The organism is Streptomyces sp. Je 1-4 4N24, from assembly GCF_026239515.1.
In the GTDB taxonomy this organism is placed as follows: domain Bacteria; phylum Actinomycetota; class Actinomycetes; order Streptomycetales; family Streptomycetaceae; genus Streptomyces; species Streptomyces nigrescens.
On the sequence record NZ_CP110836.1, the window covers coordinates 3,163,329 to 3,179,592 of the forward strand.

At 72.8% G+C, this 16,264-nt stretch carries 14 protein-coding genes; 6 read left to right on the forward strand and 8 right to left on the reverse strand.

The features are described 5' to 3' along the window. Window positions 1-24 precede the first annotated feature (24 nt). Together SLV14N_RS13415 and SLV14N_RS13420 are read left to right on the forward strand one after the other, a co-directional pair. Window positions 25-954, forward strand: coding sequence for a heavy metal transporter (locus tag SLV14N_RS13415; protein ID WP_208681122.1), 930 nt, complete (start codon window positions 25-27; stop codon window positions 952-954). Between the two features lie 302 nt (window positions 955-1,256). After that, window positions 1,257-1,718 (forward strand): ATP-binding protein, encoded by a 462-nt coding sequence (locus SLV14N_RS13420; RefSeq protein ID WP_127152896.1) that lies wholly within the window; start codon window positions 1,257-1,259, stop codon window positions 1,716-1,718. A 73-nt stretch (window positions 1,719-1,791) separates the two neighbouring features. Here SLV14N_RS13420 and dapC read toward each other — a convergent pair whose 3' ends face one another. Beyond that, the gene (dapC, locus tag SLV14N_RS13425; RefSeq protein ID WP_263269432.1) at window positions 1,792-2,925 is read right to left on the reverse strand and encodes a succinyldiaminopimelate transaminase; all 1,134 of its coding nucleotides are present in this window, start codon (window positions 2,923-2,925) and stop codon (window positions 1,792-1,794) included. Window positions 2,926-3,104: 179 nt separating this feature from the next. Continuing rightward, on the reverse strand, window positions 3,105-3,425 hold the full coding sequence (gene fdxA / locus SLV14N_RS13430) for a ferredoxin (protein ID WP_018089397.1): 321 nt from the start codon (window positions 3,423-3,425) through the stop codon (window positions 3,105-3,107). A 140-nt stretch (window positions 3,426-3,565) separates the two neighbouring features. Between fdxA and SLV14N_RS13435 the strand changes: the two genes are divergently transcribed. Together SLV14N_RS13435 and SLV14N_RS13440 are read left to right on the forward strand one after the other, a co-directional pair. After that, the gene (locus tag SLV14N_RS13435) at window positions 3,566-4,636 is read left to right on the forward strand and encodes a GNAT family N-acetyltransferase (protein ID WP_208681124.1); all 1,071 of its coding nucleotides are present in this window, start codon (window positions 3,566-3,568) and stop codon (window positions 4,634-4,636) included. A 17-nt stretch (window positions 4,637-4,653) separates the two neighbouring features. Continuing rightward, window positions 4,654-5,514, forward strand: coding sequence for a transglutaminase-like domain-containing protein (locus SLV14N_RS13440; RefSeq protein WP_263269436.1), 861 nt, complete (start codon window positions 4,654-4,656; stop codon window positions 5,512-5,514). Here the strand turns inward: SLV14N_RS13440 and SLV14N_RS13445 are convergent. The 5 genes from SLV14N_RS13445 to SLV14N_RS13465 form a co-directional block, all read right to left on the reverse strand. Then, entirely contained in the window at window positions 5,481-6,617 is a 1,137-nt protein-coding gene (locus tag SLV14N_RS13445) for a PP2C family protein-serine/threonine phosphatase (protein WP_208681126.1), read from the reverse strand. The two genes, SLV14N_RS13440 and SLV14N_RS13445, sit on opposite strands and share 34 nt — an antisense overlap. 156 nt (window positions 6,618-6,773) lie before the next feature. Then, window positions 6,774-8,675, reverse strand: coding sequence for a hypothetical protein (locus SLV14N_RS13450; RefSeq protein ID WP_263269437.1), 1,902 nt, complete (start codon window positions 8,673-8,675; stop codon window positions 6,774-6,776). A gap of 464 nt (window positions 8,676-9,139) precedes the next feature. After that, complete coding sequence (locus SLV14N_RS13455) at window positions 9,140-9,667, reverse strand: DUF6113 family protein (protein WP_263269438.1); 528 nt, start codon at window positions 9,665-9,667, stop codon at window positions 9,140-9,142. Then, complete coding sequence (gene mshB / locus SLV14N_RS13460) at window positions 9,664-10,650, reverse strand: N-acetyl-1-D-myo-inositol-2-amino-2-deoxy-alpha-D-glucopyranoside deacetylase (protein ID WP_263269439.1); 987 nt, start codon at window positions 10,648-10,650, stop codon at window positions 9,664-9,666. The genes SLV14N_RS13455 and mshB overlap by 4 nt, the downstream gene beginning before the upstream one ends. 110 nt (window positions 10,651-10,760) lie before the next feature. Next, window positions 10,761-10,955, reverse strand: coding sequence for a hypothetical protein (locus SLV14N_RS13465; RefSeq protein WP_006603310.1), 195 nt, complete (start codon window positions 10,953-10,955; stop codon window positions 10,761-10,763). Between the two features lie 286 nt (window positions 10,956-11,241). Here SLV14N_RS13465 and SLV14N_RS13470 point away from each other — a divergent pair, with 286 nt between their 5' ends. Continuing rightward, window positions 11,242-13,431, forward strand: a complete 2,190-nt coding sequence (locus SLV14N_RS13470; RefSeq protein ID WP_208681130.1) for a prolyl oligopeptidase family serine peptidase — start codon at window positions 11,242-11,244, stop codon at window positions 13,429-13,431. Between the two features lie 108 nt (window positions 13,432-13,539). On the opposite strand, the gene SLV14N_RS13475 is transcribed toward SLV14N_RS13470, so the two are convergent. Continuing rightward, the gene (locus tag SLV14N_RS13475) at window positions 13,540-14,652 is read right to left on the reverse strand and encodes a hypothetical protein (RefSeq protein WP_263269440.1); all 1,113 of its coding nucleotides are present in this window, start codon (window positions 14,650-14,652) and stop codon (window positions 13,540-13,542) included. A gap of 486 nt (window positions 14,653-15,138) precedes the next feature. Between SLV14N_RS13475 and SLV14N_RS13480 the strand changes: the two genes are divergently transcribed. Further along, a complete protein-coding gene (locus tag SLV14N_RS13480) occupies window positions 15,139-16,173 on the forward strand; it encodes an ABC transporter permease (RefSeq protein ID WP_208681131.1) in 1,035 nt (344 codons plus the stop codon). Window positions 16,174-16,264 lie beyond the last annotated feature (91 nt).

The following is a 16,264-nucleotide window of genomic DNA, read 5'->3' on the forward strand; positions in this document are numbered from 1 at the left end:
GCAGCACTCCAGTACGGTGGGCCCGTGTCAGCCCAGCCCTCATCCCCCCAGCGCCGCGCCCGTCTGTGGCGTACCGCCGCAGCCGTCGCCGTACTGATCGGACTGGCCGGCTATCTCGTGGTGCAGTACGTGACCGGTGGCCCCGGGGCACCGCACTGCACGGTGCGCGCCGAGGGCGAGGCGAAGCCGTACGAGCTGTCCCCTGAGCAGGCCGCGAACGCCGCGACGATCTCGGCCGTGGCGACCTCACGCGGGCTGTCGGAGCGGGCGGTGACCATCGCGCTGGCGACCGCGATGCAGGAGTCGGGGCTGCGCAACATCGACTTCGGTGACCGGGATTCGGTCGGGCTCTTCCAGCAGCGGCCGTCGCAGGACTGGGGCACCGTGAAACAGATCATGGACCCGGTCTATTCGGCCGGGGAGTTCTACCGGCATCTGGCGAAGGTGCCCGGCTACTCCCGGCTGCCGCTGACCGTCGCCGCGCAGAAGGTGCAGCGCAGCGGCTATCCGCAGGCCTATGCCAAGCACGAGGCGAACGCCGCACGGCTGACCGGGGCGCTCACCGGCCGCGACCAGGATGCGATGACCTGCACCGAGAGCAGCCCGGTGGACGGGACGGCGGGCGGCGCAGCGGCGGTGCGGGAGCGGCTGGTGCGGGAGTTCGGCCCCGAGGTGCTGCCGCGGACGGGCGGCGCCGGAGGCCGCAGCGCGAGCGGCGGGAGCGGTGTGACGATACCGGTGCGGCAGTCCGGTCCCACGGCCGCGGGCGATGCCGAGCGGCGCGGCTGGGAGCTGGCGACGTGGGCGATGGCGCACTCCGCCGAGCTGCACATCGAACAGATCTCTTACGCCGGCCGGATGTGGGCGGCGGACGATGCAGGGAAGGGCTGGCAGCGGAAGGCGGCCGGCTCCGCGGTGGCCGCGCACCACGTTCGTATCATCACCGCGCAATAGTTTGCCCGGTCCCCCGGAAGGGGCACCGGAATCAATTCCCTTTTACGGAACGGGAGTTGGCCGCACGCGAGGCGAGCGCCCGGCCAATTCCCTTGTACGCAAAGGGCTGTGACGTTTCCGCGATCCCTCGTCGCGTGCACATATTGCCCGCCTTTATCCAGGGCCGATTATGTGACGCGTTACCAACTCTTTACCGGAGTTCACCGCAACCTTCGGGGTTCTGACGCGGTAGTCAGTGCGTCCGCCAGGCGGATATGGCACATCTGTCAGAAGTACGAGTCCTTCTCCGTAAAAGGAGCACCATGTCCCTCCCCGTTACGCGTCGGATCGCCCGAGCCGCCCTGCTCGTTGCAGCAGGTGCCGCTCCTGTGGTCGCTGCGGCCGGCTCCGCGAGCGCCGCGGAGCTGCCCGCCACCAAGGCACTCGGCGGGCTGACGGCGCCCCTGGACTCCCGGAACACCAGCGAAACCCTCGACCACACCGCGCGCGACGGCGTCGGCCTGGTGAACGCGGCCGGCAGCAAGGCGGCCACGAAGCTCGCCCCGGCGCTCGTCGAGACCGCCGGCCCCGTCGTGAAGAAGGCCATGCCGCTCACCCAGGCCGCCGCCGACAAGGCGGAGAGCGTGGCCCGCCCGATCGCCAAGAAGGGCATCTCGACCAGCACGCTGCCGCTCGACGCGGCCAAGGGGCTCGTCGGCTCGCCGCAGGGCCTGCTCGCGCCCGCCAAGGGCCTGCTCGGCGGTCTGCCGCTCGGCGGCCGCTGACCGTCCCCCGTACGACGCGCAGGGGCCCGGGGAGTGCGCTCTCCCCGGGCCCCTGCGCGTGGTCGGCCGCGGCTCACTCCGCCAGCCGGCGCACCGCGGCGGCCACCCGCTCGTCGGTGGCGGTGAAGGCGATCCGTACGAACCGCTCCCCCGCGGCGCCGTAGAACTCGCCGGGGGCGACGAGGATGCCGCGCTTCGCGAGATCGCCGACGGTGTCCCAGCAGGGCTCGTCGCGGGTCGCCCAGAGGTAGAGCGAGGCCTCGCTGTGCTCGATGCGGAAGCCGGCGGCCTCGAAGGCGCCGCGCAGCGCGGTGCGGCGGTGGGCGTAGCGCGCACGCTGCTCGGCGACGTGGGCGGTGTCGTCCAGCGCCGCGGCGGTGGCGGCCTGGACGGGCGCCGCGATCATCATGCCGCCGTGCTTGCGGATCTGCAGCAGGTCGCCGAGGACGGCGGCGTCGCCCACGAGGAACGCGGAGCGGTAGCCGGCGAGGTTGGAGCGCTTGGAGAGCGAGTGGACGGCGACGAGGCCCTCGTGGGAGCCGCCGCAGATGTCCGGGTGCAGCACGGAGACCGGGTCGGCCTCCCAGCCCAGTTCGAGGTAGCACTCGTCGCTGAAGACCAGCACCCCGTGCTCGCGTGCCCAGGCGACGGTGCGGCGCAGCTCGTCGGCGCTCAGCACCCGGCCGGTGGGGTTGGACGGCGAGTTCAGCCAGAGCAGCTTCAGACCGCTGGGGTCCAGCTCCGTGGGGTCGTCGTAGACGACCGGCTCGGCGCCGGCCAGACGGGCGCCGACCTCGTAGGTCGGGTAGGCCAGCCGCGGGTAGCCGACCCTGTCGCCGGGGCCGAGGCCCAGTTGGGTCGGCAGCCAGGCCACCAGCTCCTTGGAGCCGACGACCGGCAGCACATTGGTGTGCTCCAGGCCCTGGGCGCCGAGGCGCTCGGCGGCCCAGCCGGTGAGCGCGTCCCGCAGCTCGGCCGTGCCCCACACCGTCGGGTAGCCGGGGCTGTCGGCCGCGGCGGTCAGCGCCTGCTGCACCAGCGCGGGGACCGGGTCCACCGGGGTGCCGACGGACAGGTCGACGATGCCGTCGGTGTGCGCGGCGGCGGTGGCCTTGTACGGCTCCAGGCGGTCCCACGGGAAAACCGGAAGCCGGTCGCGGAGCGAAGCGCGGGGGGATTCGGGCCGGGGAGACGATGCTGCGCCCACGGTGCTCTCTTTCTCGGGTGGTGCGGGGCCGTCGGCGGAAATGCTGCGGTCCCGTACGGCGGCAGGCCGTACGGGACCGGGGCGGCGCCGTGCGACCTCCCGTGGCTGACACTGGGAGGTGCCCCCAACGACATGGGAGCAAGAGGGAGCGGGCAGGCTCCCCCTTGGTCCTCGGGTCGTTACTGGTTCTGCGGCGGCAGCGCCGCGATGAAGGGGTGGTCCCGCTCGATCAGGCCGAGCTTGCTGGCGCCACCGGGCGAGCCGAGCTCGTCGAAGAACTCCACATTCGCCTTGTAGTAGTCCTTCCACTCCTCGGGGGTGTCGTCCTCGTAGAAGATCGCCTCGACCGGGCAGACCGGCTCACAGGCGCCACAGTCGACGCATTCGTCCGGGTGGATGTACAAGGACCGGGAGCCCTCGTAGATGCAGTCGACCGGGCACTCCTCGATGCACGCCTTGTCCTTGACGTCGACACAAGGCTGCGCGATGACGTAGGTCACGCTGTCGTTCCTCCTCGGTAGGGCCGGCGGACCGATTGGCAGTACCGCCGCTGGGCGCGCGGGAGCGCGGCGTCGTCGATGCCCGCCATCTAGTATCTCCGTTCCCGGGCGCGAGACGAACAAGAGGGGCGGTTTGAGCGATGGAATTCCTGGCCGGCGGACGCGCGGAGGTCCGTATCACCCGTGCTGACGTGGGCAAAAGGGTATCCGTCCGGCGTCTGACCGGGGGCGGTGCGGGGGTTCCTGCGTTCACCGACGCGGTCGGCGTTCTCACATCCTGGGATCAAGGTGTGCTGAGCATCACACGGCGCAGCGGTGAGACCGTCCGGATCGAGGAGTCCGCACTGGTGGCGGCCAAGGTCGTGCCCGACCGCCCCGCCGCCGCCCGGCACGGTGCCGCGCGCCCCTCGGGGGAGCCGGGCCGCAGGCGGGGTCCCGCGGCCACCGCCCTGGAGCTCCAGACCGTCGCGGCCCGCGGCTGGCCCGCCGTGGAGACGGAGCGTCTCGGGGAGTGGACGCTGCGGGCCTCCGGAGGATTCACCCGCCGCGCCAATTCCGTCCTGCCGCTCGGCGACCCCGGCGTCCCGCTGGAGACCGCACTGGAGCGGATCGGCCAGTGGTATGACGAGCGCGGCCTGCCGCCCGTAATCGTGGTCGCCACCGGGCAGGCGGACACCGACGCACGGCTGGACGCGGAGCTGGCGGAGCGCGGCTGGACCGACGAGCGGCACACCACGGTCCGGACCGCGGCGCTGGCACCGCTCGCCGACACCGCGGCGGACCTTTCGTGCGTCACCCTGTCGCGGGAGCCCGGCGCGGACTGGCTGGCCCTGTACAACCGGACCGGCGAGGCCGACCCGTCGGCACAGGCCGCGCGGACCGCCCTGCGGGTGCTGACCGGCGGGCCCTCGGTGTGGTTCGCGACGGTGCGCGGCGCGGACGGCGGGACGGCGGCGATCGGGCGGCTGGTCGTCGACGGGCGCTGGGCGGGCTTCGCGGCGCTGGAGGTGGCCCCGGCCGCGCGACGGCAGGGGCTGGCCACGCGAGTGATGGCGGCGCTCGCCGAGCGGGCCCTGGAGGAGGGCGCCTCGGCCGCGTATCTGCAGGTCGAGGCCGACAACACGGGCGCGCTCGCGTTCTACGACCGGCTCGGCTTCGCCGACCACCACGGCTATCACTACCGGCGTGCCCTGCCGGGCGGCCGGCGCTGAACGGGTATCTGACCGATATGCCCCAGGAACCCGAGCCGGAGCGGGAGGACGCCCGCGCCGCACGGCGGCAGCAGTTCGCCGAGGCCGCGCGGGCCGAGCGGCCCGACCTGGCGCTGCTGTGCCTGCTGATCGGCGCCGAGGCCGATCCCGCGCTGGACGAGGCGGGCCGCGACGCGGCCCAGATCGAGCTGGACCGGCTGGCCGGGCTGCTTCCCTATGCCCCGGCCGGCGGCCCCGGGGCCTGGGCCCGCAATCTCGCCGAGCTGCTCGGCACCCGGTGCGGCTTCGCCGGCTCGCCCGCCGACTACCGGCGGCTGGAGTCCTCGCTGCTGCACGAGGTGCTGCGGCGGCGCCGGGGCCTGCCGATCCTGCTGTCGGTGGTGTGGATGGAGGTCGCACGGCGGGCCGGTGCCCCGGTGTACGGGGTGGCGCTGCCGGGCCATTTCGTCGTCGGCTTCGGTGACCCCGCCGGCACCCACGTCCTGGCCGATCCGTTCGCGGGCGGGCGGCCGCTCACCGACGAGGACGCGGAGCTGCTGGTCGCGGGGGCCACCGGGGAGCCGCTGAGCGCACAGACGATGACGCCCGCCGATCCGCTGGAGATCGTGCTGCGGATGCTCAACAACATCCGGGCCTGGGCGCAGGCCCGCCCGGAGCACAGCGCGGTGCAACTGTGGGCGCTGGAGCTGTCGCTGCTGCTGCCCAGCCATCCGGCGCGGCTGCGCCATGAGCGCGCCCAACTTCTCGTGCAGCGTGGTGAGTTCCTTGCCGGGGCGGCCGAGCTGGAGGAGTACGCCCGGGTGGTGGAGGCCGTCGAGCCGGCCGGGGCGACCGCGATACGGCGTCAGGCCGCGGCGGCACGGGCCATGCTCAACTGAGCGTCGGGGGCGGGGTGCGTCCGCCGCCGGACGACCAGCACGGTCGCATCGTCCTTGAGCCGGCCGCCGGTGAAGCTTTCGAGGTCGGCACGGAGGGTACGGGCCAGCTCGGCGGGCTCCAGGCGGGTCCACCCGGCCAGCCGCTCGGCGAGCGGGTAGAACTCGCCGTCCTTGCCGCGCGCCTCGGTCACCCCGTCCGTGCACAGCACGATCCAGTCGTCGGGTTCGGGGGCCACCCGGACGCTGTGGCGGGGCTCGCCGCTGAGCGCGCCCAGACCGAGCGGCAGCGCGCCCTCACCGTCCCGGCGCTCGTGGACCTCACCGTGCCGCACCAGGTAGTACGGGATGTGGCCGCAGGACAGCACCCGGCCCTCCGTCGCACCGTCCGTGCCGCGCACCTCCATCAGCAGCGCGGTGACGAAGCGCTCGTCGGTGCCCTCCTCGGCCGAGCGGGTGTTGTAGCGGGCCAGCGCCTGCTCCATGCGCTCCACCACCGATTCCAGTGACTCCTGGTGCTGGGCGGCCTCCCGGAACGCGACCAGTACCTCCAGGCCCGCGCCGATCGCCGGCATGCCCTTGCCCTGCACGTCGCCGATCATCAGCCGCAGCCCGTAGGGCGTGTCGCTGGCCTCGTAGATGTCCCCGCCGACCCGGGCCCCCTCCTGCGCGGAGACATAGAAGCCGTACGCATCGACCGCCCCGGCGCTGAGCGGCAACTCGCGCAGCATCGCCCGCTGGACGGTGTCGGCCACCAGGCTCGTCCGGGCGTGCAGCGCCTCCCGCTGCAGCCGGGTGCGGCACAGCACCAGCGAGAAGGCGGCCACCAGGAACACACCGAAGATGCCGACGACCCGGCTGGCCGGGGCCCAGTCGGGCACGGTGAAGATGTCGACGTAGGTCAGGCACACCACGAAGACGGCCGCCACCAGGAGCGTCTGCCGGAACGGGCAGCGCAGCGCGGCGTACAGCGGGGCGATGCCCATGAAGGCCGAGATGTGCAGCTCCGGGCCGGTCGTGGAGTCCAGCACGGTGACGACGAGGATCGCGAGAATCAGCAGCACGGGAGCGAGGCGGCGGCTCTCCGTGGGTCGGTCGGCAGCCATAACACTTCCAGCCTGCGGGAATCCGCCGCACGCCGCACCGGGGGCGGCCGGTCCGCTCGCCCCGGACACAGCCGAGAGGCCCCCGGGTGCCTTCTCGGAGGATCCGAGAAAGCGCCCTTGGGGGCCTCTCACCTGCGGTTTTGCGCTGTGTGGCGGTCAGTTGCCGTCGGTGGCGATGGTCTGGACCCGCTCGGCCGGGCTGGTGCCGAGCAGTGCCTTGCCGACCGCGCCCGCCACCTCCTCGACGCTGACCGGGTGCTTGGAGCCGTCGCCCTTGGTCACCATGACGCCGTTGAAGGTGTCGCCGTAGAGCTCCTTGAGGGCCGGCCGGTCGTAGTACGGCACCAGAGCACCATTGATGATCTTGAACGACAGGAACTTCGGGATGGACTTCTGCGGGCTGAAGGAGACCGTGTGCGCCGCGTCCGTACGGACCGTCACCAGACCGGACATCGCGGGCTCGGCGAACTGCTTCATCGCCCTGTCCACCGCGGCCTTGCTGACCTGTGGCTGCTGAATGCCGGCGGCCAGCACCACGGGTGCGTCGGTGCCGGTCGCCGCGCGCTTGCGGTAGGCGTCGGTGACCTTCTTCTTGGACGCGCCCACGTCGATCGCCTTGTGGGGCGCGCCGTAGTGCGGCACCGCCTTGCCCTTCTCGAAGGTGATCCCGCCGTCCTCGGAGGCGCCCCCGGGGCCCGTGGCGTTCTGCAGGGCGATCTGCAGCTTCTCGTCGTCGACGATCACCGCGGGATCGGCCGTGCGGTGCACGCCGAACAGCGAGCCGATGACGGAGACCGGGTTGTAGTCCCGGCCGGCCGCCCTGCGGACCGTCGCCTGCGGGTCGATGTCCAGGCCCGCCCTGGCGGGATGGAGGGTGGCGGACTTGCCGTCGACGGTGAGCTTGAGCGGCGCGGTGCGGCTGTCCTTGAGCGCCGTCGCCAGCTTCTTGACGGCCTCTTCCTTGGTGGTGCCGCCGATGTCCACACCGAGCGCGGTGGTGCCGTTGGGCACATCGGCGTGGTCGAGCAGCAGCCCCGCGCCATAGGCGACACCGGCCAGCACCACGACGGCGACACCCACGAGAACGAGCTTGTTGCGGCCCTTCTTGGGCGGGTTGATCGGCTCGGGGATCTTGGGCCGCGGCTTGGGGGCGGCGCTGTCGCCCTCACCGGCCGGGGCATTCGCGAACGGTGACGGGGACGACGGCTTCTCGGCCCCGGGGACCGTCGGGATGCCGCTGACCAGCGTGTCGCCGGAGACCCGGTCACGGCCGCCGGGGGCGCCGCCCGGCCCGCCGTCCTGGGGGCCCTTCGGCCCGCGCTTGCCCTTCGGGCCGCCGGGGCCCTTGGGGGCTCCGGGCAGTCCGCCCGTGACGCCGCCGCTGCCGCCGAGGCCGCTGCCCGGTCCGGCGAGCGGGGCCGGCGGCTGCGGGGTGAGCTCCGCGGTGTCGTCGATCCGGGGCGTGCCGCCGGTGGCGGGGTCGCTGAAGCCGGGCGGGAGGTTGAGCGCGGAGCTGCCGCGGGCCGGGCCGGTCGTGGGACCGCTCGGGCCGCTCGGGCCGCCCGCCGGGGCGTCGAACGGGCTGTGGTCGCGGGCGGGCCCGCCGGGGGTGTCGAACGGCGAACCGCCGCCGGGCGCCGCACCGTCGAACGGCGAGGCACCACCGCGCGGACCGCCGTCGAACGGCGAACCGCCGCCCGGCCGGGCACCGCCGTCGAACGGCGAGCCGCCCTCCTGCGGGGCCGGGCTGTCGGAGAAGTACGGCAGGTCGGGGCGCTGCGGCGAAGCCGGGCCCGACGGACCGCGCGGCGGGGTCGCACCGCCGGGGGCGGGCGGCACCGCGTGGGAGCCGGTGGACGAGGACGGACCGGCGGACCCGGCCTGTGGCTTGCGCGGCGCGAACCAGTCGCTGGTCTTCTCGGACTGGCCGCCCGCGGGGGCCTCGTCCGCCGGCGCGTCGGGCCGGGGGGTGTTCGCCGTACGCTCCGCGTTCCGCTCGCCGGCGCGGGGGGCGCCCCGGGAACCGGCGGAACCGCCGGAACCAGCCGATCCGTTCATGCCGGACTCCTCACCGACGGGCTTGCGCACGACGACCGGCGGGATGGGGCGCGACCCCGGAATGTTGATCTTGATCCGCGTCGTCAGTGTGGTCTCGGTTTTGGGCTCCTCCGGCTGCGCCGCGGCACCGGGCGCAGGCTTCTCGCCGGACTCTCCCCTGGGCGAGCCGTACGGTGGCGTCCCGGACGGGTACGCGGCTCCGCCACGGCCCTGGGGGCCGGAGGACGAACTGTCAGATTCACGACTCAAAGCAGGTTCTCCCGGTTGGCTCCGCCGCTCGTCAGAGATGATCCCCGGCCACAGGCCGGGAGGTGCCCCCAGGGCGGCGCGACGGCGCGCACCACCATACTGTCCGCCGCGGGCGGCCACCCGGGGAGCGTACGAACACCGCCGCCCCGGGCGAACCCCCGGGGCCCGGTTCCTTCACCCGGACCCGCATGGCATCCGTCCCGGTATGGACCACGTCATCCGCCAACTCGGCCGTGCCGGACGCCCACAGGGCGCAGCTGCCTCGCGGTGGCGCAGATCACAGCGACCGCGATGCCGCCCAGCAGAAAGATGTACGAACCGAGTCCCGCGCCGAAGAGAAAGTCACCTTCCGGCCGGACATTGCTGAGCAGCAGGAACACGGTCACCAGCCAGGCCGCGCCGGGCACCAGCACGCCCGCGGAGGTGCCGGTCGCCCTGGCACCCCCGTAGAAGAGGCCGCCGACGCCGCACAGCGCCAGCACCAAACCGCCGGGGAACCAGGCCGCTTGGACCAGCGTTCCGGCGCCCGCCACCAGGACGCCAGCGACCAGAAGCAGCACATATATGGCGACCCGTCCCGCCGTCAGCGGTGCGGTCAGCGCGGGACCGGCCACCGGCGCCACGGGAGCGCCGGACCGTGCGCCGGACCCACCGCCCGAGCCCGCCCGCGACCGCTTCCCCTTGCCGGAGGCCGCGCCGCCGTTTCCCTCACCGGCGGTCCCGCCGCCCTTCGCCGTACTCATTCCGCCGCCTCCTCGATCCGGGCACTGCCCTCCATACCCGTCATTTCACCGATACCCGCGAAGAGATCGTCCTCCCGGGCCCCGTCCGCGGCACCCGGGGCTCCGTGCACCAGCCGATAGTGCTCGGCGGCGAACAACGGCTGCCCCAGGTCGTTGGAGAGCGCGAAGAACGGCCCGTCGACCGCGATCTGGGTGTAGTGCGCCCGCATCGCCGCGGACTTTGCCGCCGCGTACGCGGGAGCGCCGGTGAGGGACGCCGCGACCTCGGAGTCCGGCACCACGCCCGGCACATCGTCGACCGTGGCCACTCCGGGGAAGCCGTGGCCGGCCGCGCGCAGCCGTGCGAAGCCCTCCTCGACCACGGACCGGGGGTTGCAGTTCCAGTAAATCTTCCCGATCGCATACGCGCGGCCCAGCTCCGGCCGGAAATCCGCCCGCGCGGCGAGCTCGGCACCGCGCATGGCGACGCGGTGCGCCTTGATGTGGTCGGGGTGGCCGTATCCGCCGTCCGGGTCATAGGTGACCAGAACCTGCGGCCTGACCTCGCGGATCACCGCCACCAGCTCGCCGGCCGCCTCGTCGAGCGGGGCCTGCCAGAAGGCGTCCGGCCGGTCGTTCTGGGGAGCGCCCATCATCCCGGAGTCCCGGTAGCGGCCCGGCCCGCCGAGGAAGCGGTGGTCGGTGACGCCCAGGGCCGCCATCGCGGCGGCCAGCTCGCCGGCGCGGTACGGGCCGAGGGTGTCGTCGCGGTCCGGGGCGAGATGGGCCAGCCCGGGCGGGATGACCTCGCCCTCCTCGCCGAGGGTGCAGGTCACCAGGGTGACCAGCGCGCCCTCGGCCGCATACTTGGCCATGGTCACGCCGTTGTTGATCGACTCGTCGTCGGGGTGCGCATGCACCAGCAGCAGCCGCCGGGAAGGGGCGGCGGGCGAGGCGCTGCCCTCGGCGGGTGGCTGCGGGGGACGGGCGGGCTGATCGGTCATGCCGACAGCCTACGAGCCGCCCGGTCCGCCGTCCGCAGGCGATCCCGGCCGCCGTCCGCGCGCCCGCCCGGAGGACGGGTGCGCAGACGGCGGGGCCGGCCGGGGACAGCTCAGAACTTGATGTTCCCGAGCATGCCGGCGACATTCGTCGTCAGCTGCTTGATCGTCGGCGCGATGGACGAGCTGGCCAGATAGAAGCCCAGCAGCATGCACACCAAGGCATGCGGGGCCTTCAGTCCAGACTTCTTGACAAGCAAGAAGACGATGATCGCCAGCAGCACCACCGCCGAAATCGAGAGTGCCACGGCGGCTCACCTCCAAGTACTCACGGTCCGGACAGGATTGAGGGTGCCCGGGCCGTCTTCACGCCCCGCGCACCCGGGTAGGCCAAGGGCTCTTTACCCCGTACCCACTACGCCCAAGGGATCATAACTTTCCGCGCTAGCGCATAAGTCGGAGCACGGAAGCAGAGCGGGGGCGCACATGATCTTCACGAGTGCGACCAGGGTGAGCCGCTCCTCCCCGCGGGCCGGGCAGACGGGACTTCGTGCCCCGGCCCTGAGCCGCCGGACAGCCTCTAGGCTCGGCACCATGACCGGACAGCCTTCGTTCCCGCGGCAATACGCCCGTACGCAGCGCTTCACCCTGGGCGCACCGCGCAGCTACACCCTCTCCCCCGACGGCGCGCGCGTCGCCTTCCTCCGCTCCCGTTCGGGCACCGATCGCAGCCAGCAGTTGTGGGTGCTCGACCTGGAAGAGGGGCGGGAGTTCCCGGCCGCCGACCCGCAGGCCCTGCTGGCCGGCGCGGACGAGGAGCTTCCCCCGCAGGAGCGGGCCCGCCGCGAGCGCGCCCGGGAGAGCTCGGGGGGCATCGTCGGCTATGCGGCCGACTCCGCCGTGGAGTTGGCGGCGTTCACGCTCTCCGGCCGGCTGTTCGTCTCCGAGCTGCGCGCCGGCACCACCCGTGAACTCCCGGTCCAGGGACCGGTGGTGGACCCCCGCCCGTCGCCGGACGGCCGGCAGGTGGCCTTCGTGGCGGACGGCCGGCTGCGGGTGGTGGCGGTGGACGGCGCCACGACGACGGACGGGGGCGACGGCGATGCGGCAGCGGCCGGGCCGGCGGACCGGGTGCTGGCCGAGCCGGACGGGCCCGAGGTGACCTGGGGGCTCGCGGAGTTCGTCGCGGCCGAGGAGATGGGGCGTTACCGGGGTTTCTGGTGGTCTCCAACGAGCGACGCGGTGCTGGCCGCACGGGTCGACGAGGCGCCGGTGCGGCGCTGGTGGATCTCCGACCCCGCCCATCCGGACCGGGAGCCCGCCCGGGTCGCGTACCCGGCGGCAGGCACCCGCAACGCCGGGGTCACCCTCGCGCTGTTCGGCCTGGACGGCACCCGCACCGATATCGCCTGGGACACCGAGCGCTACCCCTATCTCGCGCGCGTCCACTGGTCAGCGGCCGGGCCGCCGCTGCTGCTCGTCCAGGCCCGCGACCAGCGCGACCAGCGCTATCTGACCGTCGACACCGCGACCGGTGCGACCCGGACGGTGCACGAGGACGAGGACGAGGTGTGGGTCGAGCCGTTCCCCGGGGTGCCCGCCTGGACGCCGGACGGCCGGCTGGTGCGGATCGCGGACGAGGGCGGTGCGCGCAAGCTGTTCGTCGGCGACCGTCCGCTGACCGGGGCGCCGCTGCACGTGAGGGCCGTCCTGGACATCGGCGAGGACGACGTCCTCTTCTCCGCGAGCGGCAGGGATCTGCACGACATCGGCGTCTACCGCGCCTGGTTCCGCGGCAGCGGTGACCAGGGCGGCTGGGAGCGGGTGGGCGAACGCCCGTACCCGACGGTGTCGTCCGCGGTGCGCGGCGGTGCGCTGACCGTGCTGTCGCAGGCGTCGCTGGAGCGGCCCGGCACCCAGGTGGAGGTGGTGCGGCTGGATCCCGACGGCGGGGAGAAGACGCTCGCCACGATCGGTTCGTACGCCGAGGAGCCGTCCCTGACCGCCCGCCCCCACCTGGTGCTGGCCGGCGAGCGGGAGATTCCGTGTGCGGTGCTGCTGCCCGGCGGCTATCAGGAGGGCGACGGTCCGCTGCCGGTGCTGCTGGACCCGTACGGCGGTCCGCACGGCCAGCGGGTGGTCGCCGCGCACCATGCCCATCTGACCTCCCAGTGGTTCGCCGACCAGGGGTTCGCGGTGATCGTCGCGGACGGCCGGGGGACCCCGGGCCGCTCCCCCGCATGGGAGAAGGCGATCTCCCGGCGCATTGCGGAGTGCGCGCTGGACGACCAGGTCCATGCCCTCCAGGCGCTGGCCGGTTCCTTTCCCCTTGACCTGGAGCGGGTGGCCATCCGCGGCTGGTCCTTCGGCGGTTATCTCGCCGGGCTCGCCGCGCTGCGCCGCCCCGATGTCTTCCACGCGGCGGTGGTGGGCGCGCCGGTGACCGACCTGCGGCTGTACGACACCCACTATCAGGAGCGCTACCTCGGTCATCCGGACGAGGAACCGGCGGTCTATGCGGAGAACTCGCTGATCACGGACGAGGGGCTGTCCGGAGCGGTGGAGCCGCACCGCCCGATGCTGATCGTGCACGGGCTCGCGGACGACAACGTGGTCGTGGCTCATTCGCTGCGGCTGTCCTCGGCGCTGCTGGCGGCGGGCCGTCCGCACGAGGTGCTGCCGCTGTCCGGAGTGACCCATATGGCGTCACAGGACCAGGTGGCCGAAAACCTGCTGCTGCTCCAAGTCGACTTCCTCAAGCGGTCGCTGGGAATGCCGTCCTGACCACGGGAATACCCTCCACCCCTGCCCCGTTGTGGCTCCGCAGGGGCACCCGCACCCCCTACGGGATCTGTTCGCCCGCCCCCTGAGACCCCCGCCCCTCGGCCCGTCTCACCAGCCGGGCGGGAGCGTGGACGGCGGGGGCGGGGCGTGCGGCGGCCGCGCCTCGCCCGGGGCGGCGCCGTACGCCAGCACCTCGTCCGCGTCCGGGGCGGCCGCCGGGACACCGGGCCGGCCCGCCGCGATCACCGCGGCCAGCCCGGTGGCCGCCACGAAGGCCGCGGTGCCCACCTCCAGCTGAGCCCGGACGGGCAGCGCGGCGAGGCGGCCCAACTCCCCGGTGCGCAGGACGAAGACGAGTGCCACGGCACCGTGCACCGACAGCAGGGACGCGGCGGTCAGCGCCGCCGGCCTGGCCCAGGCCGCCCGGCGCAGCGCGGCGGCCGCGGCCGCCAGGGCCGACAGCGCGAGCGCCAGCGCCTGCCAGTGCACCGGGGGCTGCAACAGCGCGCGGAAGACGGAGGCGTCGCCGAGCAGCCCCTTGCCGTAGATGTCCCCGCCGAGCTGCTCCCACCAGCGGATCTCCCAGCAGGTGACGGCGAGTCCGGCGGCTCCCAGGAGGACGGCGACGGTGACGGCCGGCCCCTTGAACGGCCTGCCGGGCGCCCCGGGTGCCACTCCCTGCGGCACCGCACGGACCACTCCGTACGCCGAGGACGCCGGCTCCGGCAGCCCGCGCGCACCGTGCCCCGCGGGCCCGTGCGGCCGCCGCCCCGCCGCGCTCACCACGATCAGCGCGACCGCCAGGGCGAGTTGGGTCAGGGCGGTCAGCCGCGCCCGCGCCGTGAGACCGCTGTCCAGCCCCTGGAGCCAGCCCGCGCCCAGCATCCACACCAGCGGGGTCCGCAGCAGTGCGGTGGCGGTCGCCAGGGAGAGCAGGGCGCCCGTGACCACGGACGAGGGGACGGTGGTGCGCAGAGCGGTGACCGCGGCGAGGAGCGCGCCGAGCACCAGCAGCGGGTCGAGCGCCGAGGTGGCCCAGGCGGTGAACTCCCTTGGCCGGGACGTCTCTCCGAGCCAGGACCACCACACATCCGCGCCGTGCTGGGCGATGGTCAGGTCCCGGATGATCCAGCCGGCACTGAGCAGCGCGAGCAGCAGGCAGACCAGCGCGCCGAGACCGCGCGCACCGCGGGTGAGAACGCTGTCCCGCACTGTGGACACGGCTCGCCCCCCGTCCGTGTCGAAGTACCCGATTCGTTCACGGCACCCCGCACAGGAGGTGCCCACGGCAGGTCTACTGCAGTCCCGGCCCGGGGACAACAGACCCGGACGGGGCGACGGACGAAACACGGACAAAGCAGCAACCGGCCGGGACGCCCTCTGGCATCCCGGCCGGTCTACGGCACCCGCACGGCCGTACGTTGTTCATCATGGCGCGTCCGTATATCGGTGTTGCGACAGTGAAGTTGCCTTCATGTTAAAGAAGTTAGTGACGATATGTCTCCCATGACGCATATCGCGACCCCCTGTCAAGCACGCCTGGGCGTCGATCTGCGCAATCTTCGCTCAAGAAGTAGACGACCTGTTCACGAGCACACCCGATCCCCTTGACTCCGCCATAAATCACTTGCGACAGTCCGCTCATCCAGCGGTACGACCAGGTGCCGCTTCACGTTCCAAGAGAACTCGGCGCGGGGGCACTTCGCGATGACTAGTCCATCCCAGACCGCGGCAACCAAGTCCGACACCCCAGGACTTGATTCCAAGGGTCTGAAGAAGACGAAGGACGGCAAGGACGGTGAGCTCGTTGGCCGTTCCCCCGGCCAACTGATGTGGCGGCGCTTCAAGCGCGACCGCACCGGCGTCATCTGCGCTGTCGTGGTGCTGGGTTTCTTCGTCGTGGCCGCGCTCGCCCCGGTGATCGCCAAGCTGTACGGCAAGAATCCCTACACCTTCTACGGCAACGAGGACCCGAGTCTCTTCGACGAGTTCGGCTACCCGATGGGGGCCAACGGCGGTATCTCCGCCGACTTCTGGTTCGGCATCGAACCCGCGCTCGGCCGCGATCTGTTCACGTCCCTGCTCTACGGCATGCGTACGTCCCTGGGCATCTCGGTGGCGGTGACCATCCTGGTCGTCATCACCGGCACCCTCCTGGGCATCACGGCCGGCTATCTGGGCGGCCGGACCGACTACTGGCTCGGCCGGGTCATCGACTTCCTGCTCGCCTTCCCCAGCCAGCTGACCTTCGTGGCCTTCATGCCCGTGGTCGTCGCGTTCTTCATCCCGCCGGGCGACGAAACCCCCACCTATGTGCGCGTCGTGGCGCTCATCCTGGTGCAGTGGGCGCTGGGGTGGATGGGCCTGGCCCGGCTGCTGCGCGGTCAGGTGCTGTCCCTGCGCGAACGGGAGTTCGTCGAGGCGGCGAAGATCACCGGGGCCTCCCCCTGGCGCATCATCCGCAAGGAACTGCTGCCCAACGTGGTCACACCGATCCTGGTGCAGGCCACCTACATGCTCCCGCTGTTCGTCACGGCGGAGGCCGGCCTGTCCTTCCTGGGCGTCGGCATCATGGAACCGACCCCGGACTGGGGGCGGCTGTTCCACACGGCCGGCATGGTCTACGAGAACGACCCGACCTTCCTTCTCTTCCCCGGTGCCGCGATGGTGATCTTCGTGCTGTGCTTCAACCTGCTCGGGGACTCGGTCCGGGACGCCTTCGACCCCAAGTCCGGGCGCTGATCGTCCATTTGAGGGGGCAGCTGTCACCCCTGGGCCGGGCTCGTACCGGTTGCGTCAGACAGCACATCTGGACAACAACCGACAGGCAGGT

What these genes read in the sequence shown, in the direction of transcription:
- SLV14N_RS13455 (WP_263269438.1), bottom strand. Translation starts at nt 9,667, where the DNA reads ATGAGTACGGCGAAGGGCGGCGGGACCGCCGGTGAGGGAAACGGCGGC.
- SLV14N_RS13470 (WP_208681130.1), top strand. Translation starts at nt 11,242, where the DNA reads ATGACCGGACAGCCTTCGTTCCCGCGGCAATACGCCCGTACGCAGCGC.
- SLV14N_RS13435 (WP_208681124.1), top strand. Translation starts at nt 3,566, where the DNA reads ATGGAATTCCTGGCCGGCGGACGCGCGGAGGTCCGTATCACCCGTGCT.
- mshB (WP_263269439.1), bottom strand. Translation starts at nt 10,650, where the DNA reads ATGACCGATCAGCCCGCCCGTCCCCCGCAGCCACCCGCCGAGGGCAGC.
- SLV14N_RS13445 (WP_208681126.1), bottom strand. Translation starts at nt 6,617, where the DNA reads ATGGCTGCCGACCGACCCACGGAGAGCCGCCGCCTCGCTCCCGTGCTG.
- SLV14N_RS13450 (WP_263269437.1), bottom strand. Translation starts at nt 8,675, where the DNA reads ATGAACGGATCGGCTGGTTCCGGCGGTTCCGCCGGTTCCCGGGGCGCC.
- SLV14N_RS13440 (WP_263269436.1), top strand. Translation starts at nt 4,654, where the DNA reads ATGCCCCAGGAACCCGAGCCGGAGCGGGAGGACGCCCGCGCCGCACGG.
- SLV14N_RS13420 (WP_127152896.1), top strand. Translation starts at nt 1,257, where the DNA reads ATGTCCCTCCCCGTTACGCGTCGGATCGCCCGAGCCGCCCTGCTCGTT.
- SLV14N_RS13480 (WP_208681131.1), top strand. Translation starts at nt 15,139, where the DNA reads ATGACTAGTCCATCCCAGACCGCGGCAACCAAGTCCGACACCCCAGGA.